Below are 26,150 nucleotides of genomic sequence, written 5' to 3'. Positions count from 1 at the left end.
CCAAGCGGTTTTTCACAAATCGATGCTGAACTCTTTTGAAGCCTCCATGTTGCCCATTGCCTTGCGCCCGGACGGGCGTCGTGCCGTCATCGCCGGCGGCGGCAGCGTCGCCTCGCGCAAAGCCGAATTGCTCGCGGCCGCGGGTTTCCCGCTTTTTGTCGTCGCGCCCCGGATCGACTCGCGCGTGCGCGAGATCGTCGATCTCGCCGGCGGCGATGCGGCCGAGCGCGCGTACGATTCCTCCGACGTCGCGGGCGCCGCACTGATCGTCGCCGCGACCAGCGACGACGCGGTCAACGCTCGCATCGTCGCCGACGCACGCGCCGCCGGCATCCTCGTATGCGACGCAAGCGACGGCGAACGCGGCGACTTTACGATGCCCGCGGTGCTGCGCGCCGGAAGCCTGACCATCGCGGTCGACACCGCCGGCAGCGCGCCCGCGTTTTCGAAACGTATTACCGCCGAGCTCGCGCAGCGTTTCGGTCCGGAATACGGCCGCGCCGCGGAGACGCTCGCGCGCATGCGCGTGTACGCCAAAACCGTGCTCGGCGCGGACGAACGACGCAGCGTTCTGCGGGCGCTCGCGGAACTTCCCGTCACCGAATTGGCGTCGATGAATTCCGTACAAGCCGAACATGAGGTCGAAGCGGCCGTCGAACGTTTACGCGCCGCTCCGGCATCGGTGCCGGCCACCGTCACGTGTGCGACGCGCGGCAGCGCGTTGGCAATGACGCAGACGCGGATGGTGGCGGCGCGTCTTGCCGAGCGCGGCACCGCGACGACGATTCTCACCGTAACGACGACGGGAGATCGCGATCGCTCGCAGCCGATCGAGCGTTTGGGCGTCAACGTTTTCGTGAAGGAGCTCGAAGTTGCTCTGCGCGAGCGGCGCGCCGATTACGCGGTACATTCGTGCAAGGATTTACCGAGCGAACTGCCGCCGGACATGCGCATCGCCGCGGTATCGGCGCGCGAAGACGCGCGCGACGCGTTCTGCAGCGAACGCTTCGAATCGTTCGCCGCGCTGCCGGCGGGGGCGATCGTCGGCACGTCGAGTCCGCGCCGCCGGCGCGCGCTCGCGGCGCTGCGCCCGGACTTGGAGTATCGCGAGATGCGCGGCAACGTCGACACGCGCTTGCGCAAACTGCGTGACGGCGAATACGATGCGATCGTGCTCGCGATGGCGGGATTGCGACGGCTCGGCGCTCGCGCGCGCTATACCGTTGCGTTCTCGATCGATGAAATCGTGCCCGCGGTCGCCCAGGGCGCTCTCGCGATCGAAACGCGCGCGGTCGACGAGGAACTCGCGGCGGAGCTTCGCGCCGCCGTCAACGACGCAACCGCCGAGCTATGCGTCGCGTGCGAACGCGCGGCGCTGCGCGCGCTGCGCGCCGGATGCAGCGCGCCGGTCGGCGTACACGCGACGTTTGCCGACGGCGTGATGACCGTTTGCGGTTTCTACGCTTCGGGCGACGGCGACGTGCGGCGCACGCGCCTGCAAGAGCCGGTCGAATCGCTCGACCGGGCCGAGGCGCTCGGCACCGCGGTCGCAGCCCGGCTCGCCCAGCCGCTCGCCGGCCGGATGATCGTGCTGGCCCGGACCCGAGAGCGGCCGAGCCGCATCGCGCAAGCGCTGCGCGAGATGGGCGCCGAGGTCGTCGAGCTGCGCGAAGGGGATGCCGGACCTGACCCCGCCGAACGCATCCCGGACATGTTGCTTTTCCCGTCGAGCGGCTCCGTGGCCGCCGCGATGCCCTACCTCGAGCGCCTTCGGTCGACGGCGGGGCGGCCGTTGGTCGCCGCCATGGGACCCGCCTCCGGTGCCGCGGCGCGTGCCGCCGGGTTCGAGCCGGACGCGGTCGCCGGTGAGGCGTCCGTCGACGCGCTGATCGCTTTGGCGCACGCACGCTTGGAGACGGCGACGTGATCGCCATCCGTCCGCGGCGTCTGCGCCGTACCGACGTCGTGCGTTCGCTCGTGCGCGAACATCGAGTCCACGTCGATCAGTTGGTCGCGCCGCTGTTCGTCGCGCAACGCGCCGAAGATTCCGGACCGATCGGATCGATGCCCGGCGTCGACCGGTTTACGCTCGACGGCGCCGTCGGCGAAGCCCGCGAACTGTACGCGCTGGGCATCAAGTGCGTGCTGCTCTTCGGCATTCCGGCGGCCAAGGACGCGCACGCGTCGTCGAACTACGACCCGCAGGGCATCGTCCCGTGCGCGATCCGCGCGATCAAAGAAGCGCTTCCGGAGATGGTCGTCGTCGCCGACCTCTGCAACTGCGAATATACCGATCACGGACACTGCGGCATTCTCGACGCGAGCGGCGACGTGGATAACGACGCGACCGTCGCGCTGCTCGTGCGAACCGCCGCGGTGTACGCCGACGCCGGCGTCGACGTCGTCGCCCCGTCCGACATGATGGACGGACGCGTCGGGGCAATTCGATCGGCGCTCGACGCGCGCGACTACACCGGCGTCGCGATCATGGCCTACAGCGCGAAGTACGCATCCGCATTTTACGGACCGTTTCGCGAAGCCGCCGGTGCGACGCCGCAGTTCGGCGATCGCCGCAGCTACCAAATGGATCCGCCCAACGCGCGCGAAGCGATGCGCGAGATCGCGCTCGACATCGAGGAAGGCGCGGACATCGTAATGGTCAAGCCGGGCCTGCCGTATCTCGACGTCGTGCGCGCCGCGCGCGAAAACTTCGACGTTCCGATCGCCGTCTATAACGTCAGTGGCGAATACGCGATGCTCAAAGCCGCGATCGAGCGTGGTTGGCTCGACGGCGACCGCGCGGTAGACGAAGTGCTGACGTCGTTCGTGCGTGCCGGCGCGGACATCGTCATTACCTACTTCGCGAAAGAGTTTGCCAAACGCCATGGCTGACGCATCGACCGCGATCCTCGTCTTGGCCGGCGGCCGCGCCTCGCGCTTTCCGGGAAAACTCGAAGCGCTGGTCGACGGCGAACCGCTCGTGCTGCGCGCCTTTCGCACGGCCCGCGCGACCGGATGGCCGGTGTACGTGAGCGCGCAAGGTCCGTTTCCGGGCGAAATCGACCGTCGTCTCGACTGTCCGGTGCTCGTCGACAGGGAACCCTGGGCAGGCCCATTGCGCGCGCTGTCTTCCGCGTGCGATACGATCGCGCACGACCGTATCTTCGTGCTGGCGGCCGATCTGCCGCGCGTCGACGCACCGCTGCTCAAACGCATCGCCGACGCGTGGCTGCCCGGCGACGACGCCGTGGTTCCGCGTCACGACCACCGCCTCGAACCGCTCGTCGCGCTCTACGCGCGCGCGGCTATCCTTGCGGAATCCTTCACCTTGTTTGGAGAGCCTAGAGCCTCCATGCACGATTTGATCGAGCGGATCGGTGCGCGTCTCATGGACGTCGACGCAAAATATTTCGCAAACGTCAACACGCCGGCGGATCTCGCTGCCCTCGCGAGGCCGCGTTGAGTTTCGAACGCTCCATCACCGCTTTCGGCCGCGCTCGCAACATCATCGCGGGCGGCGTGAACTCGCCGGTCCGCGCGTTCCGTGCCGTCGGCCTATCGCCGGTCTTCATGAAGAGCGGCGCCGGCGCGACGCTCGTCGACGTCGACGGAAACGATTACATCGACTACGTGTTATCGTGGGGACCGTTGATTCTCGGACACGCGCATCCCGCGGTCGTCAAAGCGATCTCGGCCGCCGCCGCGCGCGGTACGTCGTTCGGAACGCCGACCGAAGCCGAAACCGAACTGGCCGAGCTTATCGCGTCGATGGTGCCGTCGATCGAACGCATTCGTTTCGTCTCGAGCGGAACCGAAGCGACGATGAGCGCGGTCCGGCTCGCACGCGGATTCACCCGCCGTCCCAAGATCGTCAAGTTTGCCGGCTGTTATCACGGTCACGCGGACGCGTTCTTGATTTCCGCCGGATCCGGCGCGCTCACCAACGGCGTACCGAACTCGCCCGGCGTCACCGAAGGCGTCGCGCGCGACACGATCGTGTTGCCCTTCAACGACGCGCTCGCGGTCGAAGCCGCGTTCATCGAAAATCCCGATACGATCGCGGCAGTCGTTATCGAACCCTACCCGGGGAACATGGGGCTGGTCGTGCCGCAGCCCGGCTATCTGCAATGGTTGCGCGACTTGTGCACGCAGCATCGCGCGCTGTTGATCTTCGACGAGGTGATGACGGGTTTTCGCGTGGGACGCGGCGGCGCGCAAGCGCGCGAAGGCGTGACCCCCGATCTGACGACCCTCGGAAAGGTGATCGGCGGCGGCCTTCCGGTCGGTGCCTTCGGCGGACGAGCCGACGTCATGGCCTACCTCTCCCCCGAGGGACCGGTGTATCAGGCGGGCACGCTTTCGGGGAATCCCTTAGCCATGGCTGCCGGCCTGGCTACCTTACGCGTTGTGCGCGACGACGCGACGCTCTACGATCGACTCGAAGTGCTGACGCGGTTACTGATCGACGGAATGCGCGAAGTCCTCAACAAGCACGGCGTCGCGCACTGCGCGGCCGCCGCCGGTTCGATGTTCGGCGTCTTCTTTGCCGAAGGTCCCGTGACCGATCTCGAGACCGCGAAAAAGTCGGATACCGCCTTCTTCGCAAAGTTCTTTGCCGGGATGCTCGACCAGGGCGTCTATCTCGCGCCTTCGCAGTTCGAGGCGGGTTTCGTTTCGAGCGCGCATACGACGCGTCACGTCGAGCAGACGCTGGCCGCCGCCGATGCTGCGGTTGCCTACGCCGTCGCGGCGCGCGCGAAAGCCGGCCGATCGTAATGCCGATCGTTTGCGTCGGCCTCTCGCACAAAACCGCGCCCGTCGAAGTGCGCGAACGCCACGCGTTTCCCGCGTCGCGCATGAGTGAGGCGCTGGTCGCGCTGCGCGATTACGACGTCGTCTCCGAAGCCGCGATGCTCCAAACGTGCGGCCGCCTCGAAATCTACGCCGAGGTCGACGACTTCGAAGCCGGTGTGGGAGAGATAAAGTCGTTCTTGAGTAACTTCCGCCACGGCGCGATCGACTACGACATCGAGTCGTTCTTGTACACGCACCTCGGTCAGCGCGCCGTCGAGCATCTCTTCCGGGTGGCGACCGGTTTGGATTCGATGATGATCGGCGAGGCCGAGATTCTCGGGCAAGTCAAAGAAGCGTACGTCGCCGCACAGCACGCCAAGGCGCTCGGAAAGACGCTCCACCATCTCTTTCGCGAGGCGCTCAACGCGGGCAAGACCGCGCGCTCGCAAACGCCGATCGGACACGATTCGGTGTCGGTCGCCACGGCTGCCATCGATGCCGCGCGCGCGCGTTTGGGAACGCTCGCCGGAACGTCCGTCGTCGTCGTCGGCGCGGGAAAGATGGGTCGCACGGCGGCGCGTCGGCTGCGCGACGAGGGCGCGTCGAATCTCATCGTCACCAATCGCACGATGTCGCGCGCGCGCGAGGTGATCGCGGAAGCCGGCTTTGGTGAAGCGGTGGAGCTGCCGGGCTTGGTGGAAGCGCTCGCATCCGCCGACTTGGTCGTCGCGTCGACCGGAGCATCGCACTTCGTGCTCAGCGTCGACCGCGTGAACGAAGCGATGTCGCGCCGTCCGCAGCGCCCCTTGTTCGTCGTCGACATCGCGGTTCCGCGCGACGCCGATCCGGCGATCGCCGAGATTCCAAACGTTTCGCTGGTCGACATCGACGGCCTCAAGTCGATCGTCGAAGAGACGCTCGACGCGCGCCGTCAAGCGATTCCAGCCGTCGAAGAGATCATCGGCGAGTACGTGCAGCGCTTCGCGCAATGGTATCACGCGCGCGTGGCGGTTCCGGTAATCGCGACGCTTACGCAGAAAGCCGAGACGATCCGCGCAGCGGAGCTGGAGCGGCTGTTCGCGCGCTGTCCCGAACTCACCGACCGCGAGCGCATGCTCGTCACCGGTGCGACCTTGACGATCGTCTCGAAGATGCTGCACTCCGTGATTTTGAAGATGCGCGAGAAAGCCTCGCTCGATCGCGCCGAAGCGCTTTCGCACGCTCGCGTCCTCGACGAGCTGTTCGAACTCAATCTCGCCGAAGAGATCGCCAAGCTGTTGCCGCATGCCGGATCGTAAGCCGGGCAAAGTGTCTTTGGTCGGTGCAGGCCCGGGCGATCCGGGCCTGTTGACGTTAAGGGCCGTCACCGCGTTGACCGAAGCCGACGTGGTGCTGTACGACGCGTTGGTTTCCGATGCCATCGTCGAACTCGTTCCCGCGGCGTGCGAACGGATCTTCGTCGGAAAGCGCGGCGGCGACCACGCGATGCCTCAGGAAGCGATCGAGAAGCTGGCGATCGAGCGAGCGCGCGACGGACAACGCGTCGTGCGGCTCAAAGGCGGCGATCCCTTCGTCTTCGGCCGCGGCGGTGAAGAGGCCGAAGCGTTTGCGGCGGCTGCGATTCGGTTTGAAATCGTGCCCGGAATCAGTTCCGCGCTTGCCGCTCCAGCGTATGCCGGCATTCCGGTAACCCATCGCGAGCACAACGTGGCATTTACCGTTGCGACCGGACACGAAGATCCCACCAAGAGCGCATCGGCGATCGACTGGGCAAAGTTGGCCGATCCCCACCGGACCTTGATCTTCTTGATGGCGAGCGGAACGCTGGGCGAAATTGCCGCGGCGCTGATCGAAAACGGCCTCGACCCGTCGACGCCGGCCGCGGCCGTGCAGGACGGGACGCGTCCGTCGCAGCGCACGGTTACCGGCACCTTGCAAACGATCGCCGCTGACGTCGCGCGCGCCGGACTGAAGGCACCGCTCGTTGCGATCGTCGGCAGCGTCGTCGACCTGCGCGGACGTATCGCGTGGTTCGATTCCGGTCCGCTCTTCGGCAAACGCGTGCTGGTCACGCGTGCCGCCGGCCAATCGGCCGATCTCGCCGGCGCGGTGCGGGCGCACGGCGGCGAGCCGATTTTCGCACCGACGATTGCGATCGAACCGCCCGACGACCTGCGCGCGGCACATCGCGCCATCGACGAGCTCGCAACCTATGCGTGGATCGTTTTTACTTCGCGCAACGGCGTGGGCGCTTTCTTTTCGCGCTTACGCGCGCTCGATAGCGACGCGCGCTACGTCGGCCGGACCAAGGTCGCGGCGATCGGCGCGAAGACCGCGGCGCTGCTGCGGCAAAACGGCATCCGGCCCGACCTCATGCCGGCCGAGTTCATCGGCGAGGAGATTGCCCGCGCGTTGATCGAGGGCGCCCGCCGGGGCGATCGCATTCTGGTCTATCGCGCGCAAGAAGCTCGCGACGTGTTACCGCAAATGCTGGCCGACGCAGGTTTCGACACCACCGTGGTTGCCGCGTATAAGACCGTCGGCGTAAGCGATCCGGAGTTTGCAAGCAAAGTCCGCCGCGCCGACGTCGTCACGTTCACGAGTCCCAGCACCGTCAGCGGATTCTCCGCACTGCTGGGCGGCGACGCGCATGCGGTCGAGGCGATACGCGGCAAGACCGTCGCGTGCATCGGTCCCATCACCGCCGGCGCGGCGCGTACGACCGGTTTGCACGTCGACGTCGTCGCCGATGAATACACGTCGGAGGGTCTCGCCGAAGCGCTCGTCGCGCATTTCTCGCTGCGGTGAGCTTCTACGCCGGGGCCGCAGCGTTGGCCGCGCTCGTCGCTGCCGTCGCGTGGCGAGTGCGTTCGCTCTCTCCCAGCGGAGCGTTGGCGGCGTTCGTGGTCGGCACCGTCGTTTTTGGATCGAAGGGCTGGCCCGGAGCGGCCGTGCTCTTTGCGTTTTTTCTTCCGTCGATCGTTCTCTCGCGCATCGGACGCAAACGCAAGCGCGCAATGCTCGACGTCGGGAAACTGGGCGCGCGCGATGCGTGGCAAGTGCTGGCCAACGGCGGCGTTGCGGCCGCGTGCGCGCTGCCGTACGGCGGCGGCTACGCACCGCTGGCAGCGGCAGCGTTCGCCGGCGCGTTCGCCGCCGCTGCGGCCGATACGTGGGGCACGGAAATCGGCACGCTCGCGCGCGGCGCGCCGCGCTCGATTCTCACCTTGCGGCCGATGGTGACGGGACTGTCCGGCGGAATCACGCCGGCCGGCACGGCGGCGACGTTCGCCGGAGCGGCCGTCGTTGCCGCGGTTGCGGCCGCCACGCACGTCGCCGCATTCGTTCCCGTCGTCGCCGGAGGCGTCGCCGGCGCGCTGTTGGATTCGGTACTGGGCGCGAGCCTTCAGGCGTTGCGCTGGTGCCCGTCCTGCGCGACGGCGTGCGAAACCAATCCCCACCACTGCGCAACGCCGACGACCTTGCGGCGCGGTTTCGGATGGCTCGAAAACGACGCCGTCAATCTTACGGCCACGCTGGCCGGTGCCGTCGTTGCGGGAGTGCTCGCGCGCTGACACGTAGTTCCGCATCATGATCGCTCGGGCGTTATCCCCGAAGAACCTGGAGCATCGGCGGCGTCTTGCAAAACGCGCGATTGCGACGGCGCACGCCAAGCTGCCGCCGTTGCCCGCGGGGCCGTACGACATCGTCTACGCCGATCCGCCCTGGTTCTACTACGGGAGCAAAGTCAAAGACGCGGCCGCCGGCAAGCACTATCCGCTCATGTCGCAAGAAGAACTGTCGGAGTTGCCCGTGCGCGACATCATGAGCAAACGCGCCGCGCTCTTTTTGTGGGCGACGTGTCCGCGGCTGAACTTCGCCATCGAGCTCATCGAGCGCTGGGGGTTACACTATCGCGGCGTCGCGTACGTGTGGATCAAAACCAACGCACGCGGTGCGATCATCTCGGGTCAAGGCGTGCCGCCGACGTTTACCAAACCCACGACCGAGCTCGTGCTCGCCGCTACCACCACGCCGTCGGGACGCCCCTTTCCGCTGCAGGATCTCGCGCAGGGCCAAGTCGTGCTGTCGCGGCGTGCCGAACACAGCCGCAAGCCGTCGATCTTTCGCGAGCGCATCGAAGCGCTGTGCGGCAATCGTCCGCGTATCGAGCTGTTCGCGCGCGAACGCGCGCGCGGCTGGGATTCGTGGGGCGTCGAGGCGGATAAGTTCTAGCTACTCGCTCTTTCCGTATGTCTTTTCGACATATTCGATGATCGCGTCGTCGTCGTCGGCGATCTTCACGTCGCCGTCGGTAATCGACGGCACGCCGGTCTCACCGAACAGATCGCGCAGCTGCGTCCGCTGGGCGTGCTCGTCGGGGACGTTGACGACGCGGTAGCGCAGCTGCAGCGCGTCGAACGCGTTGCGAACGCGCGTGCAGTATCCACACCAGTCGGTCTGGTAGAGGACGATGTCGGTGTCGGTCATGTCCCCTCAAAACGCCGTCACGGAACGAAGCAGTTGCGCGTTCGAAGGTCGAAGGGGATGACCGTAATGGCGGTTTCTGAGGCCCGCGTCGCGGGCAGCTCGGTCGCTTCGGTAGCGCTGCACGCACTCGCGGCACTGCTCATCCCGGCTTTGGCCTGGATGCCCTCCACCGCCCCGCCGGTCGAAACGGTCGCCTTCACCCACGTGACGCGCATCGTGATCCAGCCCAAGCCCAAGCCGATTCCCCAGCCACGGGCTCAGGCGCCGCACCACAACACGGTCGTCGTCCGCAGCCGCTCCACCCAGCTCAACCTCGCGCACGTCGCCTCCCGGAAGAAAGCCTCGCCGCCCCCGCTTATCAGGCGGGACGTCTCCGTTGCACCGGTCGTCGGGCAAAGCCAAGTCGGAAAAGGGACGGTGGCCAACGTGTCCCAGGCACAGCCGCAGCCGTCGGCCTCACCCGCGACGCGGTCGGTAGCCAGCGTCGGCGAACGCGCGGCCGGCGGGTATCTTCCGTTTGGCGCGCAGCAACCCGACCCGGTTCTCGACCCCAACGTCTCCAAGCAGCTCGCAACGCTCGGCATTCACGTTACGCTCGTGGTGACGGTCGACGAAAACGGCAAGACCGAGACCGTGGCGTTCGTGCCGCCGATCGACCCCAAGACCGAGAAACAAATCGAATCGATGCTGGCCGACGCGTCGTGGGATCCTGCGGTTTGCGGCGGCGGCGTGTCCTGCGAAGGTCACGCGACCATCAAACTGTAGCGCAGGCGTGCGCGACTGCAACCGCACCTAAACCGGGTTCGTCTTCGCTATAGCGCTCGACGTCGAGACGAAATCCGCGTGCCCAAATCGCAAGCTTCGGCGCGGGCACGACGCTCTGCAGCCCGGCGTCGGCAAAGCCGATGCGCGATGATCCAGGTTCCGAGATAAACAGCACCACGTTGCCGTCGACGCTTCGAACCGCCGTGCGCGCGAAGCGAAGATCGCGAATCGCCGTGCGGCCGCCGGCAAATTGTGTCGCGAACAGGTGCAGCGGAACGTTTCCCGCGTCGGCGTCGACGCACAGCAGCCCGCGACGATCGAACGGGCGCAGCGCCGACACCGGCAGATAGAAATCGTGAACGGCGTGCGCGGTCATGCGGCGTTTCCAGAGCAGCGCCTGCCTTCCGCGATACGCCCACTCCCGATCGAACCGCGTGGCTGTTGCGAGCGCGTCGCCCGCGTCGATCCCGCTCAACGCCGCGACGTCGGGATCGTCGGCGGAAAAGAGCGCGGCGAGCGAACGCATAGCACCCGCCCGCGCGAGCTGCTCCGCGCGCACGAACGCAAGCTTCAGGGAGACTACAGAATCGACTTTCCGAGTCCCGAGCAGATCAAGCCGACCGCAAGCGCCGCGGTCTGATTACGATGGTCGAGAATCGGATTGATTTCGACCATTTCGATCGAGCCGAGCTGGCCGCTTTCGTACAGCATTTCCATCACGAGATGCGCTTCGCGGTAACTCAAACCTCCCTTGACGGGCGTTCCCGTCCCAGGAGCTTCGCTCGGATCGATGCCGTCCATGTCGAACGAAACGTGAATCGATCGTCCGTCGGAACCGGCTAGGGACAGCGCTTCTTCCATGACGCGCTTCATTCCGAGCTTGTCGACGTCGCTCATGGTGAACGCGCGCACGCCCATCTCGCGCAGCATTTGCCTCTCACCGGCATCCACGTCGCGCAATCCGATCTGCACGGTTTGGCCCGCGAGCGCAAAACCGTTCTTCAACGCGAACCACAGCGGCATACCGTGAACGTTACCCGACGAAGAACTTTGCGGACTGTTGATGTCGGCGTGCGCGTCGATCCAAACGAGTCCCGGCGCCGCTCCGCGCGCTTTCGTTAGGCCTGCCAGCGTGCCCATTGCGATCGAATGATCGCCGCCCAGCACGATCGGCAGTCCGCCGGCACGTACGGCGTTCTCGACGACCTCGGCAAGATGCCCGCAAACGTCTTGAATGACGTTGAAATATTTGGCGGCCGCATCGTCGAGTGCGGCGGATTCGCGAATCGGTACCTGCAGGTTGCCGTGATCGACGATCGAGCCGACGCCGAGTGACGCCAGCTTATCGTGCAGCCGCGCGTAACGAACGGCCGACGGACCCATGTCGACGCCGCGCCGGCTCGCACCCAAATCCATCGGTACGCCGACGACGTCGACTCGCTGTATGGCGGCCACGGTCTGACTCACGGTTGCGGCTCGTTCGCTTCCCGCGGACGAAACACCCGCAAGCCGATTACGCGCAGCACGCCCATAACGGGAATCGCGACGAGAGCGCCCACGATGCCCGCTAGTTCGGCGCCGATCAGCACGGCCAGCATCACGACGAATGGACTGAGCTTAACGGTCTTGCTGACGATGTTGGGCGCGATGAGATGTCCCTCGGCCTCATAAATGGCGATGAAGGCGGCCGTGACGAAAAGCGCATTCAATACGCCGTTATTGATGAGCGCCGAGAGCATGGCCGGAAGGTACGCCGCAAGGGCGCCGACGTACGGGATCAAGTCGAAGACCGCCGCGATGAGGCCGAGTATGAACGGATACGGTACGCGCAGCAGCCACATCGCCAGCGTGATGAGAATGCCGACCGTTACTGCAACGATGATCTGCCCGCGAATGAATCCGCCGATGACCGCGTCGAAATCGCCGAGGAGACGCATGGTGGCACGCCAGCGCTCCTCGGGAACGACCGACGAAACCACCATCTTCAAATTGTCCAAATCCAGAAGCAGATACAGCGTGAGGAGCGGGATCACGATGAAGGTTGCCACGACGATTGCAAAGCCGGCGAGTACGGTCAGCACGTGGCCGAACGTGGAGAAGCCGTGCTGTTTGACCCACGTAACGAGTTGCGTGGGAAGCTGCGCCAGCTCGTCTTTGAGAAAGTTCGGAAGGTGCGCGGTCACCGGGTCGGTTGGATTGGTGACGATCTCGTGCACCCGCACGACGATCTGCGGATAACGCTGCACGAGCGTCTGCGACTCTTCGCCGATCCGCGGCACGACGAACCATCCGGTAGCGAAGACGGCCAGCACGATCGCGACGTAAATGATAACGATCGCGAGAACGAGCGGTATCCGGCGCCGCATCCACTGCACGAGCGGATAGATCAAGTACGCAAAAAAGATGGACCCGATCAAGACGTAGACCACGCCTCTGATCCGGACGAGCGCGTCGACGACGAACTCCCCCACGTAGATCGCCAGCACGACGATCATGAGGACCTTGAGCGCGAAGGTGACGCGCTCGTCGGTCATGCCTTTCCAGGGATTCACTTACGCGGCCATAGGCGCTTGGCGGTGCGGGAAATTCGGTTTGCCAAGAAGTTGACAGGCGGTCGAAGCCATGTTGATGCGCGATACCCGTCGTCGAGGTCGACGAACCAAAAGAAGAGCCGGTGCTCGCTGGGCAGACGCGCGCTCCACGCGCGGGCCCGCTCGAGCGCGGAGGCGTCGCGACGGTCGATTTCACTGACGACGCCCTCGTCGTCGGCCGCACCGGCGACGATCTCGGCGAACCGGCGATGCGACAGGCGGAGCTGTCGCAGCAGGCTGTGGTCCATCGGACTGTGGCCGTAGAGATAATCGCCCAGGCAGCCTAGGTTCGATGCCCGCGCCTTATCGATCAAACGCGGCAGCCAATAGATTCCGCTTACTTGCTCGCTCCAGCGCCGCGGCGGGCCGGAGCGTAAATCCCGAACGCCCATTCGAGAGCGCGTTCGCCGCCTTAGCTGTGCAGCCTAGCCCGGCGCGCAGCAGGAGAGGTTCGGGATCGGGAACGAACGCGTCGCTATGTTGCGCCGCATCGCGACCGTCGTTGCGATTGCCATCTTTATTGTGGCCGCTTCGCCGCGCGGCGCGCGCGCCGGCCTTCCCGCTCCGCTGACCGCACTGGCGAACGACGTCCGTTCGCTTGCGGCGCATATTCCGTCGCCGACGGCGCTCGAAGTGTTCGATCTCAGCACCGGATTTCACGCGGGCTTCAACGCGACCCAAAGCATGCCGGCCGCATCGACCATCAAGATCCCCGTCATGGTGGAAGTGTTTCGGCAACTGCAAGCCGGAAAGTTCGATCTGGACCGGCACGTGACGCTGCTCGCACGCGACAAGGACTACGGCTCCGGCGAACTGTGCGACGCTCCCGTCGGAACGACGTACTCGATCACGGATCTCCTCGAGAAGATGATCGACATCAGCGACAACACGGCAACCAACATGCTGATTCGACTCGTCGGCCGCAGAAGCATCAACGTCTCGATGCGCGACCTCGGCTTAACGCGTACGCTGTTGAGCCAAGACATTCGCACCGGCAGCTGGTCGGTTCGCTCGGCGCTGCGGACGTCGCCGCACGATCTCGTTCACTTGCTCGAGCTGATGGCGCGGCGCCGGCTGGTCGACGAATGGTCCTCGAACGAGATGATCTCCATTCTCGAAGAGGATCAGATCAACACGCTGTTACCCGAGCCGTTACCCGACGACGTCGAGATCGCGCATAAGACCGGCTCGTTTTTCGACACGCTCAACGACGCCGGCATCGTGTACGCCGACAACGCGCCGTACGTCATCGCGGTGATGACGACCGCGCTTCCGTCGCAGAACATCGGACGCAGCTTCATTCATCTGTTATCGCGCCGCGTCTACAGCGACGAGCTCACGTTCGCGCGCTGGCGCGAAGCGACCGGATTCGTTACCGCTTACGGCGCACAGCACACGACCCCGACGGGCATGACGCCGGATCTGCGCTACTGGAGCACCGGCTCCACGCAAGATGTCGGAACGGGCGGCGGCGGAGACTAAGCCGGCAGCTTTGCCGTGGCGTGTGCCGGGGTGAGCCAGCTCGCGTAGCGCGGCTCGCGACCCGTGACGATCCGCTCGTAGAACTCGGCGAGGCGTTTGGCGACCGGCCCCATCGTTCCGTCGCCGACCAGGCGCCGGTCGATCGATGCGACGTAACCTACGCCGGCAGCCGTTCCGGTAAAGAACACCTCGTCGGCGGAGTACAGCTCGCCGCGGTCGATCGAACGCTCGACGACTTCGATACCGAACTCGCGGGCGATGTCCATGATCGCGCGCCGCGTGCAGCCTTCCAGCACGTTTTGCGACGGATCGGGCGTGTACAGCACGCCGCGCCGCACCAAGAAGATGTTTTCGGCCGACCCTTCGGCGACGTGGCCGTCGTGCGAGAGCAGAATCGCCTCGTCGTAGCCGTTCAAGATCGCCTCGCTCTTGGCCAGCGCGGAGTTGACGTACAAGCCGGTAATCTTTGCGCGCGGCGGCGCCATAGTATCGTCGGCGCGGCGCCACGAGCTGACGCAGACGTGCAAACCTTTGCTCGTATCGAGATACGCCGTAAACGGAATCGGCACGATTGCGAACGCGTCGGGGACGTTGTGCAGACGAACGCCGACGTCTTCGGCGGCCTTATAGATGAACGGACGAATGTAGACATGCTTCTCGAAGCGATTGCGCGCGCACAGCTCGACGGTAATGTCGATGAGCTCGTCGGTGCTCTTGGGCAACGACATCGTCAAGATCTTCGCCGACGTCGCCAAGCGCTCGTAATGATCGCGCAGCAACACGAGATAGAGCTCTTCATCTTCGGGAACCCAGTAACCGCGGATGCCTTCGAAACAGCCGGTACCGTATTGCAGGCCGTGCGTCAGGAGGCCGACTTTCGCGTCTGCGTATCGCTTGAACCCACCGCCGGCATAGACGACTACGTCACTCAGATCCATCTTAAGGCGCTCCGCTCTAAGCTGCGCGCCCCCACTTCCGTGGGGCCCCCGGACCGTGGCGCGCGACAAGTATTGGCTAGCTACTCATTCCCCTAGGGCGCGCCAAACGAACTTTCGCGGCGCGAACCACCGTATTCCGGTACCACATCGTGCCCCCTTCGGCCGCGTGGCAAAACAAGCGGTACCCAGACCGGCCCGACGTCACACCTGGCTCGTAGGAACAATGCGTACGCGGCCCGCAAACACCGAACATGAAGCCCTACGCTCGTATTACCGAACCGCTGGTGCGCGACGGCGGCACCTTGCGTCCCGCAAGCTGGGACGAGGCGCTCGACCGTGCGGCGGCGGCGCTTGCCGACGCGCGCGATCGCGGCGGAGAGCGGCATTTCGGCATGTTCAGCTGCTCGAAGGCGACCAACGAAGTGAACTACGTCGCGCAGAAGTTCGCACGCGCGGTTATCCACAGCAACAACATTGACAGCTGCAACCGAACGTGACACGCCCCGAGCGTCGTCGGTCTGACGACGGTCTTCGGTGCAGGCGGCGGCACGAGCTCGTACGAGGAAGCCGAGCACGCCGGCGTTATACTGCTCTGGGGTTCGAACGCACGCGAAACCCATCCGATTTACTTTCACCACGTTCTCAAGGGCATTCATAACGGTGCGAAGCTCTACGTCGTCGATCCGCGGCGTACGTCGTCGGCGCAATGGGCGGACCAGTGGCTCGGGCTCGACGTCGGCTCGGACATCGCACTGGCCAACGCGGTCGGCCGCGAAATTTTGGCGGCCGGCTTGGAGAATCGCGAGTTCGTCGACCGCGCAACGACCGGATTCGAGGAGTACCGCGCGAGCGTCGAATCGTACACGCTCGAATACGGCGAGCGCGTCACGGGCGTTCCGGCGCCGCTTATCCGCGAGCTCGCTCACGCCTACGCCACGGCGGAACGCGCGCAGCTGTGCTGGACCCTCGGCATCACCGAACACCACAACGCCGTCGACAACGTGCGGGCACTCATCAACTTATCGCTGCTCTGCGGCCACGTCGGCCGTTATGGCTCGGGCGTGTGTCCGTTGCGCGGTCAAAACAACGTCCAGGGCGGCGGCGACATGGGTGCGCTTCCGGACAAGTTTCCCGGCGGCCAAAACGTCGACCACCATCCCGTCCACGCTAAATTCAAAGCGGCTTGGGGCCCTCATCTTCCGTTCAAACGCGGCTGGACCCTAACGCGCATGTTCGAGGCGATGGAACGCGGTGAGCTCGATACGCTCTACGTCGTCGGCGAGAATCCGGCGCAGTCGGAAGCCGACCAGCGTCACGCGGTCGGACTGCTGCGCGGGCTCAAATCGTTGATCGTGCAGGATATCTTCTTGACGAAAACCGGCGAGCTGGCCGACGTCGTCTTTCCGGCATCGTCGAGCTGGTGTGAATCCGACGGAACCGTCACGAGCAGCGAACGCCGCGTGCAGCGCGTGCGCAAGGCGCTCGATCCGCCCGGCGCGGCACGCGACGATTCGCAAATTCTCTTCGATCTCGCCAAGCGGCTCGGGCACGACTGGGGCGACGCCCACGCCGAAACGATCTGGAACGAGTGCCGTTCGCTTTCACCGTGGCACGCCGGAATGAGTTACGCGCGGCTGGAGGAGCTCGGCGGCATACAATGGCCCTGTTACGACCAGACGCATCCGGGCGAGAAATACTTACACGCGCGCTTGTGGGAGAACCCGATCGGCGGGCCGCGCGCGCCGTTTGCCGCCGTCAAGCACGATCCGCCGGTGGAGGCGCTCGACGATCAGTATCCGCTGCGTTTGACGACCGGACGTCGGCTCGATTCGTTCAACACCGGCGTGCAGACGGCCGGATATACGTCGCCGCTTCGCCGCGGCGAAACGCTCGACGTGTCGCCCGAAGACGCCGCGAGTTACGGTCTATTGGACGGCACGCTCGTTCGAGTGACATCGCGCCGCGGATCGGTGACGATGCCGGCGCGCATCGACAAAGGATTGCGCCGCGGTCTGGTCTTTACGACGCCGCACTTCAACGACGACGTGCCGACCAATCTGCTGACGATCGACGCCACCGACCCGCAATCCGGAACGGCCGAGTTCAAAGCCGCCGCCGTTCGCATCGAGCGCGCCGACAGGGCCGCGCGTGCCTGATCTGCACTTCACTTCGGCCGCGCCGACGCTCGAAGAGCGCGACGCCGTCGACGCGTGCATTGCGGGGCGGGAAGGCGAACGCAGCTTACTGCTGCCGGTTCTGCACGCGATCAACGATCGCGTCGGGTGGATCGGCGAAGGCGCGCTGAACTACGCGTGCGAGCGCCTATCCGTCGCTCCCGCGGAAGCGTTCGGCGTGGCGACGTTTTACTCGATGTTTTCTATCAAACCGCGTTCGCCGGAGGTCCTGCACGTCTGCGACGACATTGCCTGCCGATGCGCCGGGGCCGAGCGCCTCTGTCGCGACCTCGAAGAGGCGAACGTCGCGTTCACCCGCAGCCCGTGCTTGGGGTTATGCGATCGTGCGCCGGCAGCGCTGTACGCGCACGCCGGCCCGAGCCCGGTGCACAAGCAAATCGCTCCGGCATCCTTAGAGACGTTGCGCTCTTCGAGCGACGGCGTTACGGCGGCGCCGCATATCGGCGGATCGACGATTCGGCTGCTGCAGCGTGTCAGCAGCGGAGATCCCGAAAGCCTCGACGACTATCGTTCGCGCGGCGGATACCAGGCGTTACGCAAAGCCTTCGAGCTGGGAGCGCAACGCGCGATCGAGGAGACGATCGCGTCCAATCTGCTCGGCCGCGGCGGTGCGGCCTTTCCCACCGGCCGCAAGATGCAAGCCGTCGCCGCGCAAGCGGCGCAGCCGCACTACCTCGTGTGCAACGCCGACGAATCGGAACCCGGGACGTTCAAGGATCGCGTGCTCATGGAGCGCGATCCGTTTGCGGTGATCGAAGCGATGACGATCGCGGCGTTCGCCGCCGGCTGCGAGCGCGGATTCATCTACGTTCGGGGCGAGTATCCACTGGCGGCTCATCGTTTGCAGACGGCTATCGACGCCGCACGCGCGCAAGACTTGCTGGGCCGCGACATTCTCGCGAGCGGGTTTTCGTTCGACGTCGAGATCCGGCGCGGCGCGGGCGCGTACATCTGCGGCGAAGAAACGGCGCTCTTCAACTCCATCGAAGGCAAGCGCGGCGAGCCGCGCAGCAAACCCCCGTTTCCGGTTGAAATCGGACTCTTCGGCAAACCGACGCTCATCAACAACGTCGAGACGCTCGCGAACTTGCCGCACATCGTGCTGCACGGCGGTGCCGCGTTCGCTGCAGTCGGCACGAAAGGCTCGGCGGGGACGCGGCTATTCTGTCTTTCGGGAACGGTACGCCGTCCGGGTCTCTACGAAGTCGCGCACGGAACGACGCTCGGTGAGGTGGTCGATATGGCGGGCGGAGTGCCCGACGGACGTACGCTCCAAGCGATACTGCTCGGCGGCGCGGCCGGTTCGTTCGTCGGGCCCGCAGCGCTCGCGATGCCGCTGACGTTCGAAGACGCTCGCGCCGCGGAAGCGACGCTCGGCTCGGGCGTCGTGATGCTCTTCGACGACTCGATCGATCTGACGGATATCGTCAAACGCGTCGCGCGATTCTTCCGCGAAGAGTCGTGCGGTCAGTGTGTGCCGTGCCGCGTCGGCACGGTACGTCAGGACGAAGCGCTCGAACGGCTCGCGCAACGCGTGACGCCGGACGATATCGCGCTGCTCAACGACATCGGCCGCGCCATGCGCGATGCCTCGATTTGCGGATTAGGTCAAACCGCCGCCAACGCAATCGCATCGGCAGCCACCTTACGCGTTTTTCCGACGGAGGCGACGACGTGATTCGAGGCCCCATCCCGCAAGATCCGCCCGCGCCGGAACGGCGCACGCTCGAGCTGACAATCGACGGACGGCCGGTCGGCGTGCCGGAAGGGTCGACGATCATCGATGCGTGTACGGCGCTCGGGATCGAGACGCCGACGCTGTGTTTTCTGCAAACGCTCACTCCGGTCAACGCATGCCGCGTCTGCGTGGTCGAACTCGAGGGTGCGCGAACGCTGGTTCCCGCCTGCGCGCGTAAGGTCGAGCCCGGGATGGTCGTTCGCACCGATTCCGAGCGCGTTCGCCACAGCCGCAAGATGGTGCTCGAGTTCCTGGGGTCGTCGGTCGATCTCTCGACCGCACCCGACGCGCAGCGTTACACCGCAGCGTACGACGCCGACGCGTCGCGCTACGGTCCAAATGCGCAAACGGTCGCGCAACCGGTAAAAGTTGACAACCAGCTCTACGTGCGCGACTACGCGAAGTGCATTCTCTGCTATAAGTGCGTCGAAGCCTGCGGTACCGACGCCCAGAATACGTTCGCCATCGCAGCTGCCGGGCGCGGGTTCGACGCGCACATCTCGACCGAGTTCGACGTCGGCCTGCCCGACTCGGCGTGCGTCTACTGCGGAAACTGCATAGGCGTGTGTCCCACCGGTGCGTTGATGTTCAGCAGCGAGCACGAGATGCGGGCCGAAGGCACCTGGGACGAATCGCGCCAGACGCAAACCGACACGATCTGCCCGTACTGCGGCGTCGGCTGCACGCTACGGCTGAACGTTCAAGACAACGAGATAGTCAAGGTGACGTCGCCGCTCGAAACGAGCGTCACCAACGGCAATCTCTGCATCAAGGGCCGCTTCGGCACCGTCTACGTCCAGAACAAAGAATGACGCAGCGTCCCGGGCGCACGGCGGAAGTCGACGTTTTCGCCATCGACGGCGTTTCGGCGAAACGCAAACACGATGCCGTCGTCACCGAAGAACCGCTCGAGATCCGGCTCGCGGCGCGCGGCGTCACGCGAACCTTGGCGATCACGATGCGCACGCCGGGAAACGATTTCGAGCTGGCGGCCGGGTTTGTCTACAATGAGGGCATCGTGCGCGCGCGCGGCGAGATTGCCGGGATCAACTACTGCGTCGATCCTGCGGTCGATCCGGAGCAGCGCTACAACATCGTCAACGTCGAGCTCTCTTCGGCAACGCTTCCCGACCTCGACCGGCTGGAGCGTCACTTTACGACGAGCAGCGCGTGCGGCGTCTGCGGCCGCGCGCAGCTCGACTCGCTGCGCGATCTCGGCATCGAACCTCTCGACGACGGCGTTCGCGTTAACGCCGCGACGCTCTATGCGTTGCCGGATCGCATGCGCGAAGCCCAACGCGTCTTCGAGTCAACGGGCGGGTTGCACGCGGCGGCGCTATTCGACGAAAACGGCGCGGTAAAAACCGTTCGCGAAGACGTCGGGCGTCACAACGCCGTCGACAAACTGGTCGGATGGGGGCTGATGGACGGGCGCCTGCCGTTTGCGCGCTCGATCCTCATGGTGAGCGGCCGGGCCGGCTACGAGATTCTGCAAAAAAGCGCGGTCGCACGCATTCCGATCGTCTGTTCGGTGTCGGCGCCGAGCAGTCTCGCGGTCGATCTCGCTCGCGAGTTCAACGTCACGCTCGCCGGTTTTCTACGCGGCGAGCGTGCGAACGTGTACGCCGGGATGGAGCGAATCGTTTAGGCGCAGTGCGTTACGAGATCGAAGTTCGCAAAGTAGGCCGCTCCTGCGGATAACTCGACCGGAGCATTTGCTTGCGCGGAACACCGCCGAAATCGCTCCCCGTCGAAGGCGCGGTTGCCGGTGTACGCACCGATAACGTTGCCTCGGTACAGGGGGACCGTGACGTGGTAGACGCCCGGAAGCAGGGTGAGAAAGTAATACCGGCCGTTCGCGTCGGTTCGCGTTTGGCGTATATCCACATCGCCGGTAACCATAACTTGAGCATTAGGCACGGGCTTGTAGTCCGGGAATCCGGTGGTCACGGTGCCGCGTATGCTCGCGTAGGTCGCAACACCCGTTTGGCCCGCGAACGGTGAAAAGACTAAACCCGCGAGAATAATTGACAGCATATCCCCATAGCGCGCGGCGTATGGCCGCAGTGACAAGGAGCCTTCAGATTGAGCGCGTCGGCACTCTCGGTGAACGCCGGTTCGGTTCGCACGGTACCATACAACGGCAAGGACGTCGTAACCGGCATTTTTAAGCAACCTGTTGCGGGCCCCGTTGCCGTCGCCGGCGTCAATCTTACCGGCGACGATCAGGCGGACCGTTCCGTCCACGGCGGACCCGATCGCGCGGTGTACGCGTACGCGTCGGAAGATTACGCGTGGTGGAAACGGGAGTTGGGCCGCGACGTACTGCCCGGCACGTTCGGCGAAAACCTTACGACGCAGGGGGTCGACGTCAACGCCGCGCTCGTCGGCGAACGCTGGCGCATCGGTACCGCCGTTCTGCAAGTCACGACGCCGCGGTTTCCGTGTTACAAACTCGCGATGAAGATGGACGATCCCACGTTCGTAAAGGTCTTTTCAGCGGCGCTGCGCCTGGGTTCGTATATGCGTATCGTGACGGAAGGAACGCTCGAGCGCGGCGACGACATCGAAGTCGTTCATCGTCCGTCGCACGCGATGACGATCGGCGAGATGTCGAAGATCTATCTTTTCGAACGGGAGCGGCTACGCGAACTGCTCGTTCCCGACATCCCCGACGAGTGGCGGCAGTGGATCGTCGAGCACGCGCATTGACTCGCTAGCGAGTCAAATGCAGGGCCAGCGGGCGCAGGCGCTCGAGTACCGCGAGGACGTCGCCGGCGAGGACCGGCTTGGGCACGATCGCGTTGGCACCCAAGCGCGGACTGCTTTCGCCGCCGACCGCCACGATCGGAATCGTTCGCTCGCGGCTGAACGCGCGAAGTTTCGCGGCCTGCTCGGCGCTGAGCGCCGATTCTTCGACGTTGACGATCACCGCATCGAGCGTATCGGAGTCGGCCATCGCGAGCAGCTCGTCCACCGAACTGGCGGTGCGCACGCGGTAACCGCCTTCGCGCAAACCGTAGGCCAGAAACGAACCGTCGCGCTCCTGATCGAAGACGACGACGGTGCGCGGCGCCGCCGACCGAACCACGCGCCGCGGAAGCGTCACCGAAAACGTCGTGCCTTCACCTTCCCGGCTTTCGACGGCGATCGTTCCGCCGTGAAGCTGCACGAGCTGCTTGGTCAGGAACAATCCGAAGCCGGTGCCGGATATGCCGAGCTTGCGCGCGTTGGTCGCGCGCGAGAAGCGGTCGAAGATCGTGGTGAGCTCGGCGTTGGGTATGCCGATGCCGCTGTCGCGCACGCGGACCGTCACGAAGCGGCGGTCGCCGGCGATATCGACTCCCGGCGGCGCTTTTCCGGGCGAGTACTTGATCGCGTTGTCGATGAGGTTCGAAAAGACTTGCCGCAGCCGTTCTTCGTCGCCGGTCACGTGAGAGTCACCCTCAACGGTTACCTCGACGTGACGCCGGTCGGCGTATTGCTCCGCTATTCCGTGCGCGAGCGCGGATACGTCGACTTCGGCAAACTGCAGACCCACTTCGTTGCGCTCCAGGCGCGAGAGCGTCAGCGTGTCGGTCGCGAGCTCCGAAAGGACGAGCGCCGATCGTTTGATCGACTCGAGAAACTCGCGCTGCTCGCCGTCGAGCTCGCCGACTTCGCCGATGAGATCCGAGTAGCCGACGATCGACGTGAGCGGGCCGCGGAAATCGTGTGCGAGCATCGCGATCAAGTCGCTCTTGGTTTGATTCAGATCCATCACCGCCGCGCGCCGTTCGTCGAGCTCGTGATAGAGCGCTACGTTGCGAGCGGCCACGGCAAAGTATTCCGCGATAAGGTCGAGCACGAAGAGGTCGGTGTTGCGCAGCTGACGCGCACCGCCGACGAGCGCGTCGAGCACGAAGCGGCCTTCGCCGTACTGACCGGCAAAGACGATCGCGCGGCGTCCGACTTCGTCAACCACGCGGCCCTTGCTCGAAAGCGCGCGCGCGATCCGTTCGTCGCCTTCGGAAGAAAACGCAACGTCGGAACCAAGATCGTCGACTTCGATGGCCGACCCGGCCGGATTGACCGCCAAAACCCGCACCTTCGCGCCGATGAGCTCGCGCACCACGTCTTTGACTCGAACGACCAGCTCGCGAGCGTCGAAGACCGTGAAGAGCCGTCGCGCGGCGCGCACGAGCGCGAGCAGCCGATCGTGTTCTTCGGCCAGCACGGACGTGCGCTCCACCTCCGAGCTGATGTCGCGCTCGATCGAAACCCAATGCCCGACGCGCCCGTTTTCGCCGATCGGCTGCACGGTGATCTCGTTCCAAAACGTCGATCCGTCTTTGCGGTAACTCACGAGCTCTGCCGCCCCGGGCTGACCCGCGGCGAAGGCCGCCCGTATCGCGCGCATGCCTTCGTCGTCGGGCATCGCGAGACGGAACGCGTCGAGCTCGCGCCCGATCGCCTCGTCGCGCGAGTAGCCGGTCTGACGCGTGTACGCGTCGTTCATATACGTCAGGACGAGCTTGCCCGTCTTGGGATCGACCCGGTAAACCAGCACGACGTCGCCGCTCGCGTCGATCGCGCGCAACAGGACGTCGACCGGAATACCTGCCTCTTTCACGGCACGGCGACGCTCAGGAATCCGCGCAGCAGGTCGTTGAACCGCTCGGGCGCGTCGGCGTTGGCGACGTGGCCGGCATTCTCGACGACGTCGAACTGCGCGCCCGGAATACCGCCGGCGATCTCTTGCGAGAGCGCGGCCGGCGCGATCGCGTCGCGCTCGCCGCATAACACCAACACCGGAACCGCGATGTCGGGCAGCACGTCGCGATAATCGCCGGTCCACGTAGCAGAAGTCGAGGCGCGGTAGCACGCCACCGACTTGCACGCCATCTGCTCGACCGTTTCGCGATAACGCTCCGGCGGCAATCCCAGGCGCGCCGCGCGCGACTCCGCGAACGCGCGCATGTCCGTCGCACCGCCGAGCGCGTCGCAAATCGTTTGCGCGTAGCGTTCGCCGTCGGGATAGCGCGCAAAGCTGCCGACGAGGACCATCGCATCGAAACGCTGCGGCGCGCGCTTCCAGAGCTCGAATGCGATCGCGCCGCCCAAACTGCAACCGACCAGCGTAAACGTTTGGACGCCGAGCGCGTCGGCGACCGCCAGAACGTCGCCGGCGAAGTTCTCGCGCGTAATCAGTGACGGATCCGGATCGGTTAACGCGCCGTTGCCGCGCAGCTCGACGGCGGCACAGCGGAACTCGTCGGAGAACGCGGCGAGTTGCGCGTCCCAAATTGCGGCCGTCGAACCGACGCCGTGCACGAAGAGCAGCGCCGCGCCGCGCGCACCGGCAATCCGTGCGCCGGTAACGGCACCGTCCGGGGTCTCGACGCGCATCGTCTCGATCACCGTTCTCGCTTTCTACGGACGAACTCGAGCACCGCATCCAGAGGACGGGTGTTGAGGAGATCATCTTTAGTGAGACCGGCGCGCCGGGCCTGTCCGATCGCGAGCTCCGCGTTGGCAAGATCCCCGGTGCGATGGGCGTCGCTGTCGGCGGTGAACGTCACGCCGAAAGTCTTTGCCTTGCGTACCAGCGGGGCCGGGAGATCGAGGCGCATCGCTTGCCCGTCAATTTCCAACGCCGTCCCGGTTCGCGCGGCAGCTTCGAAGACCGCGTCGTAATCGAACTCGTATCCCGGGCTGCCGTCGAACCGGCGTCCCGTGGGGTGCCCGATGATCGTCACGTAGGGATTCTCGCAAGCCGCAATGAGGCGCGCCGTCATTTCGTCGCGCGTTTGACGGGTTGCCGAGTGCACGGAGCCGACAACGATATCGAGCTTTGCGAGCACCCCGTCGTCAAAGTCCATGGAACCGTCCGGCAGAATGTCGACCTCGCTCGAGCAGAGCGTGCGAATCCCGAATCGGTCGCCGAGCGCCTCGATCGCGGAGCGCTGCTCGGCAATCCGCTCGGGCGTCAACCCGAAACGCGATCCCCGTCCGCTCGAATGATCGCTGACGGAATGGTACTCGTACCCGCGTGCGGCTGCGGCGGCGATCATCGCTTCGAGCGAATCGTCACCGTCGCTCCACGTGGTGTGCATGTGAAAGTCGCCGCGCAAGTCGCGTGGTTCGACCAGCTCGGGAATCGAGGCGCCGAGCGCCAGCTCGATTTCGTCGAGTCCGCTGCGCAGCTCCGGCGGAACGTATTGCATGCCCAGCGCCGCGTAGACACCCGCCTCCTCCGAACACGTGACGACCTCGCCCGTTTCGAGATTCAGGATGCCGTTTTCGCTGACGCGCAGCCCTTTACGCACCGCATATTCGCGTAACTTGATGTTGTGTTCGCGCGACCCCGTAAAGTGCTGGAGCAGATTGCCGTACAGATGATCCGGCAGCACGCGCAGATCGATCTGCAATCCGCCGGGAAGCCAGATGCTGGCTTTGGTCGGTCCTTCGGCGAGCACCGCCTCGGCGCGCGGCCAACCGGTGAAGTGCGAGGTCACTTCCGCGGCACGCGCCGACGTACAAATCAAGTCGATGTCGCCGACGGTAACTTCCTGGCGTCGCAAGCTTCCCGCAAACGTCAGCCGGTCGAGCGCCGGCCCTTCGAGCACCCAATCCATCGCCTCGCGCGCGACGATCAGCGCGAACGCCAGCGGCGTCCGGTTTTTGCGCCCCTTGTACGCAAGAATGCCCCGCTTCCAATTTTCGAGCGTCTTGGGGCCCAAGCGAGGAACGCCGTCAAGCGCGCCGCCCGCGATGGCGCGTTCGAGATCGGCGAGCGATGCGATGCCGTACGTACTATAGAGCATGGCCGTCGTCTTCACGCCGATGCCGTTGACCGCCAGCACTTCCATGATCGAGGGGGGGAATTTCTGATGGAGATCGTCGAGCATATCGGCGTGGCCGGCGGTCACCAGCTGTTCGACGACGGCGCCGATCGATTTCCCGATACCGGGCAGCTTGAGGTGCTCGCCCGACCTGACCAAGTCGGCAAGCGGCGCCGCGTTTTCCACCGACGCGGCGGCCTTTTCGAAGGCCATGTATTTATAGAACGAGTCTCCGCCCAGCTCCATGAGCGTGCGGATCTCGAGCAGCTTGGCTGCGACGTCGGCATTGGAAAGCATCGTGTTGCCTGATGTTTGGCCAACGAGCGCGAACG

Annotated in this window: 25 protein-coding genes; 15 read left to right on the top strand and 10 right to left on the bottom strand. The window is 65.2% G+C overall.

The annotated features are described in order from the left end of the window. Positions 1 to 46 precede the first annotated feature (46 nt). Genes hemC through VGG89_05950 form a run of 8 tightly spaced genes read left to right on the top strand, consistent with a single transcriptional unit; the run spans position 47 to position 9,030 of the window. Positions 47 to 1,927: a hydroxymethylbilane synthase gene (hemC, locus tag VGG89_05985; protein ID HEY1976069.1), complete on the top strand. Its 1,881-nt coding sequence runs from the start codon at positions 47 to 49 to the stop codon at positions 1,925 to 1,927. Then, entirely contained in the window at positions 1,924 to 2,892 is a 969-nt protein-coding gene (gene hemB / locus VGG89_05980; GenBank protein HEY1976068.1) for a porphobilinogen synthase, read from the top strand. The genes hemC and hemB overlap by 4 nt, the downstream gene beginning before the upstream one ends. Continuing rightward, on the top strand, positions 2,885 to 3,463 hold the full coding sequence (locus tag VGG89_05975; GenBank protein ID HEY1976067.1) for a molybdenum cofactor guanylyltransferase: 579 nt from the start codon (positions 2,885 to 2,887) through the stop codon (positions 3,461 to 3,463). The genes hemB and VGG89_05975 overlap by 8 nt, the downstream gene beginning before the upstream one ends. Next, complete coding sequence (gene hemL, locus VGG89_05970) at positions 3,460 to 4,776, top strand: glutamate-1-semialdehyde 2,1-aminomutase (GenBank protein HEY1976066.1); 1,317 nt, start codon at positions 3,460 to 3,462, stop codon at positions 4,774 to 4,776. The genes VGG89_05975 and hemL overlap by 4 nt, the downstream gene beginning before the upstream one ends. Further along, the gene (gene hemA / locus VGG89_05965; protein ID HEY1976065.1) at positions 4,776 to 6,092 is read left to right on the top strand and encodes a glutamyl-tRNA reductase; all 1,317 of its coding nucleotides are present in this window, start codon (positions 4,776 to 4,778) and stop codon (positions 6,090 to 6,092) included. The genes hemL and hemA overlap by 1 nt, the downstream gene beginning before the upstream one ends. Then, positions 6,079 to 7,602 carry a uroporphyrinogen-III C-methyltransferase gene (gene cobA / locus VGG89_05960; protein ID HEY1976064.1) on the top strand — a complete coding sequence of 508 codons (1,524 nt, stop codon included), beginning with the start codon at positions 6,079 to 6,081 and terminating at the stop codon, positions 7,600 to 7,602. The genes hemA and cobA overlap by 14 nt, the downstream gene beginning before the upstream one ends. After that, positions 7,599 to 8,369 (top strand): DUF92 domain-containing protein, encoded by a 771-nt coding sequence (locus VGG89_05955; protein ID HEY1976063.1) that lies wholly within the window; start codon positions 7,599 to 7,601, stop codon positions 8,367 to 8,369. Before cobA ends, VGG89_05955 begins: the two co-directional genes overlap by 4 nt. Positions 8,370 to 8,385: 16 nt before the next feature. Then, complete coding sequence (locus VGG89_05950) at positions 8,386 to 9,030, top strand: MT-A70 family methyltransferase (protein ID HEY1976062.1); 645 nt, start codon at positions 8,386 to 8,388, stop codon at positions 9,028 to 9,030. Here VGG89_05950 and VGG89_05945 read toward each other — a convergent pair whose 3' ends face one another. After that, complete coding sequence (locus tag VGG89_05945; GenBank protein HEY1976061.1) at positions 9,031 to 9,285, bottom strand: glutaredoxin family protein; 255 nt, start codon at positions 9,283 to 9,285, stop codon at positions 9,031 to 9,033. It lies immediately after the preceding gene. Positions 9,286 to 9,351: 66 nt separating this feature from the next. Here VGG89_05945 and VGG89_05940 point away from each other — a divergent pair, with 66 nt between their 5' ends. After that, a complete protein-coding gene (locus VGG89_05940; protein ID HEY1976060.1) occupies positions 9,352 to 10,050 on the top strand; it encodes a hypothetical protein in 699 nt (232 codons plus the stop codon). Here VGG89_05940 and VGG89_05935 read toward each other — a convergent pair. From VGG89_05935 to VGG89_05920, 4 genes are read right to left on the bottom strand one after another with little or no spacing between them, the layout of a single operon-like run. After that, positions 10,040 to 10,609 (bottom strand): hypothetical protein, encoded by a 570-nt coding sequence (locus tag VGG89_05935; GenBank protein HEY1976059.1) that lies wholly within the window; start codon positions 10,607 to 10,609, stop codon positions 10,040 to 10,042. The two genes, VGG89_05940 and VGG89_05935, sit on opposite strands and share 11 nt — an antisense overlap. Before the next feature lie 20 nt (positions 10,610 to 10,629). Then, positions 10,630 to 11,517 carry an arginase gene (rocF, locus tag VGG89_05930; protein ID HEY1976058.1) on the bottom strand — a complete coding sequence of 296 codons (888 nt, stop codon included), beginning with the start codon at positions 11,515 to 11,517 and terminating at the stop codon, positions 10,630 to 10,632. Then, on the bottom strand, positions 11,514 to 12,602 hold the full coding sequence (locus tag VGG89_05925) for an AI-2E family transporter (GenBank protein ID HEY1976057.1): 1,089 nt from the start codon (positions 12,600 to 12,602) through the stop codon (positions 11,514 to 11,516). Before VGG89_05925 ends, rocF begins: the two co-directional genes overlap by 4 nt. Next, a complete protein-coding gene (locus tag VGG89_05920) occupies positions 12,599 to 13,033 on the bottom strand; it encodes a DUF5069 domain-containing protein (GenBank protein HEY1976056.1) in 435 nt (144 codons plus the stop codon). The genes VGG89_05925 and VGG89_05920 overlap by 4 nt, the downstream gene beginning before the upstream one ends. A gap of 85 nt (positions 13,034 to 13,118) precedes the next feature. Here VGG89_05920 and VGG89_05915 point away from each other — a divergent pair, with 85 nt between their 5' ends. After that, positions 13,119 to 14,123 (top strand): serine hydrolase, encoded by a 1,005-nt coding sequence (locus tag VGG89_05915; protein HEY1976055.1) that lies wholly within the window; start codon positions 13,119 to 13,121, stop codon positions 14,121 to 14,123. Here VGG89_05915 and VGG89_05910 read toward each other — a convergent pair. Then, a complete protein-coding gene (locus VGG89_05910; GenBank protein HEY1976054.1) occupies positions 14,120 to 15,061 on the bottom strand; it encodes a branched-chain amino acid transaminase in 942 nt (313 codons plus the stop codon). The genes VGG89_05915 and VGG89_05910 overlap by 4 nt on opposite strands. Positions 15,062 to 15,312: 251 nt before the next feature. On the opposite strand from VGG89_05910, the gene VGG89_05905 reads away from it, so the two are divergent. The 4 genes from VGG89_05905 to fdhD are packed head-to-tail and all read left to right on the top strand — an operon-like array spanning position 15,313 to position 20,642. Beyond that, the gene (locus VGG89_05905; protein HEY1976053.1) at positions 15,313 to 17,217 is read left to right on the top strand and encodes a molybdopterin-dependent oxidoreductase; all 1,905 of its coding nucleotides are present in this window, start codon (positions 15,313 to 15,315) and stop codon (positions 17,215 to 17,217) included. Further along, a complete protein-coding gene (locus VGG89_05900) occupies positions 17,210 to 18,934 on the top strand; it encodes an NADH-ubiquinone oxidoreductase-F iron-sulfur binding region domain-containing protein (GenBank protein HEY1976052.1) in 1,725 nt (574 codons plus the stop codon). Before VGG89_05905 ends, VGG89_05900 begins: the two co-directional genes overlap by 8 nt. Beyond that, entirely contained in the window at positions 18,931 to 19,806 is an 876-nt protein-coding gene (locus VGG89_05895; GenBank protein ID HEY1976051.1) for a 2Fe-2S iron-sulfur cluster-binding protein, read from the top strand. Before VGG89_05900 ends, VGG89_05895 begins: the two co-directional genes overlap by 4 nt. Continuing rightward, positions 19,803 to 20,642 carry a formate dehydrogenase accessory sulfurtransferase FdhD gene (fdhD, locus tag VGG89_05890; GenBank protein ID HEY1976050.1) on the top strand — a complete coding sequence of 280 codons (840 nt, stop codon included), beginning with the start codon at positions 19,803 to 19,805 and terminating at the stop codon, positions 20,640 to 20,642. Before VGG89_05895 ends, fdhD begins: the two co-directional genes overlap by 4 nt. Here the strand turns inward: fdhD and VGG89_05885 are convergent. Continuing rightward, a complete protein-coding gene (locus VGG89_05885) occupies positions 20,639 to 21,067 on the bottom strand; it encodes a carboxypeptidase-like regulatory domain-containing protein (GenBank protein HEY1976049.1) in 429 nt (142 codons plus the stop codon). The genes fdhD and VGG89_05885 overlap by 4 nt on opposite strands. A 12-nt stretch (positions 21,068 to 21,079) precedes the next feature. Here VGG89_05885 and VGG89_05880 point away from each other — a divergent pair, with 12 nt between their 5' ends. Then, a complete protein-coding gene (locus VGG89_05880; GenBank protein HEY1976048.1) occupies positions 21,080 to 21,706 on the top strand; it encodes an MOSC domain-containing protein in 627 nt (208 codons plus the stop codon). 4 nt (positions 21,707 to 21,710) lie between these two features. Here the strand turns inward: VGG89_05880 and VGG89_05875 are convergent, their stop codons facing one another. From VGG89_05875 to polX, 3 genes are read right to left on the bottom strand one after another with little or no spacing between them, the layout of a single operon-like run. Continuing rightward, positions 21,711 to 23,606 carry an ATP-binding protein gene (locus tag VGG89_05875; GenBank protein HEY1976047.1) on the bottom strand — a complete coding sequence of 632 codons (1,896 nt, stop codon included), beginning with the start codon at positions 23,604 to 23,606 and terminating at the stop codon, positions 21,711 to 21,713. Beyond that, the gene (locus VGG89_05870) at positions 23,603 to 24,394 is read right to left on the bottom strand and encodes an alpha/beta fold hydrolase (protein HEY1976046.1); all 792 of its coding nucleotides are present in this window, start codon (positions 24,392 to 24,394) and stop codon (positions 23,603 to 23,605) included. The genes VGG89_05875 and VGG89_05870 overlap by 4 nt, the downstream gene beginning before the upstream one ends. Beyond that, entirely contained in the window at positions 24,391 to 26,115 is a 1,725-nt protein-coding gene (polX, locus tag VGG89_05865) for a DNA polymerase/3'-5' exonuclease PolX (GenBank protein HEY1976045.1), read from the bottom strand. The genes VGG89_05870 and polX overlap by 4 nt, the downstream gene beginning before the upstream one ends. Between the last annotated feature and the right edge of the window lie 35 nt (positions 26,116 to 26,150).

This window comes from Candidatus Baltobacteraceae bacterium (assembly GCA_036488875.1).
GTDB lineage: Bacteria > Vulcanimicrobiota > Vulcanimicrobiia > Vulcanimicrobiales > Vulcanimicrobiaceae > JAFAHZ01.
Note: the sequence above shows the minus strand (reverse complement) of the source record. Positions and strands in the feature narration are given on the sequence as shown.

Coding starts and splice junctions, on each gene's coding strand:
- hemC (HEY1976069.1), top strand. CDS start 47: ATGTTGCCCATTGCCTTGCGCCCGGACGGGCGTCGTGCCGTCATCGCC.
- VGG89_05975 (HEY1976067.1), top strand. CDS start 2,885: ATGGCTGACGCATCGACCGCGATCCTCGTCTTGGCCGGCGGCCGCGCC.
- hemA (HEY1976065.1), top strand. CDS start 4,776: ATGCCGATCGTTTGCGTCGGCCTCTCGCACAAAACCGCGCCCGTCGAA.
- cobA (HEY1976064.1), top strand. CDS start 6,079: ATGCCGGATCGTAAGCCGGGCAAAGTGTCTTTGGTCGGTGCAGGCCCG.
- VGG89_05950 (HEY1976062.1), top strand. CDS start 8,386: ATGATCGCTCGGGCGTTATCCCCGAAGAACCTGGAGCATCGGCGGCGT.
- VGG89_05945 (HEY1976061.1), bottom strand. CDS start 9,285: ATGACCGACACCGACATCGTCCTCTACCAGACCGACTGGTGTGGATAC.
- VGG89_05940 (HEY1976060.1), top strand. CDS start 9,352: ATGGCGGTTTCTGAGGCCCGCGTCGCGGGCAGCTCGGTCGCTTCGGTA.
- VGG89_05920 (HEY1976056.1), bottom strand. CDS start 13,033: ATGGGCGTTCGGGATTTACGCTCCGGCCCGCCGCGGCGCTGGAGCGAG.
- VGG89_05915 (HEY1976055.1), top strand. CDS start 13,119: ATGTTGCGCCGCATCGCGACCGTCGTTGCGATTGCCATCTTTATTGTG.
- VGG89_05910 (HEY1976054.1), bottom strand. CDS start 15,061: ATGGATCTGAGTGACGTAGTCGTCTATGCCGGCGGTGGGTTCAAGCGA.
- fdhD (HEY1976050.1), top strand. CDS start 19,803: ATGACGCAGCGTCCCGGGCGCACGGCGGAAGTCGACGTTTTCGCCATC.
- polX (HEY1976045.1), bottom strand. CDS start 26,115: ATGCTTTCCAATGCCGACGTCGCAGCCAAGCTGCTCGAGATCCGCACG.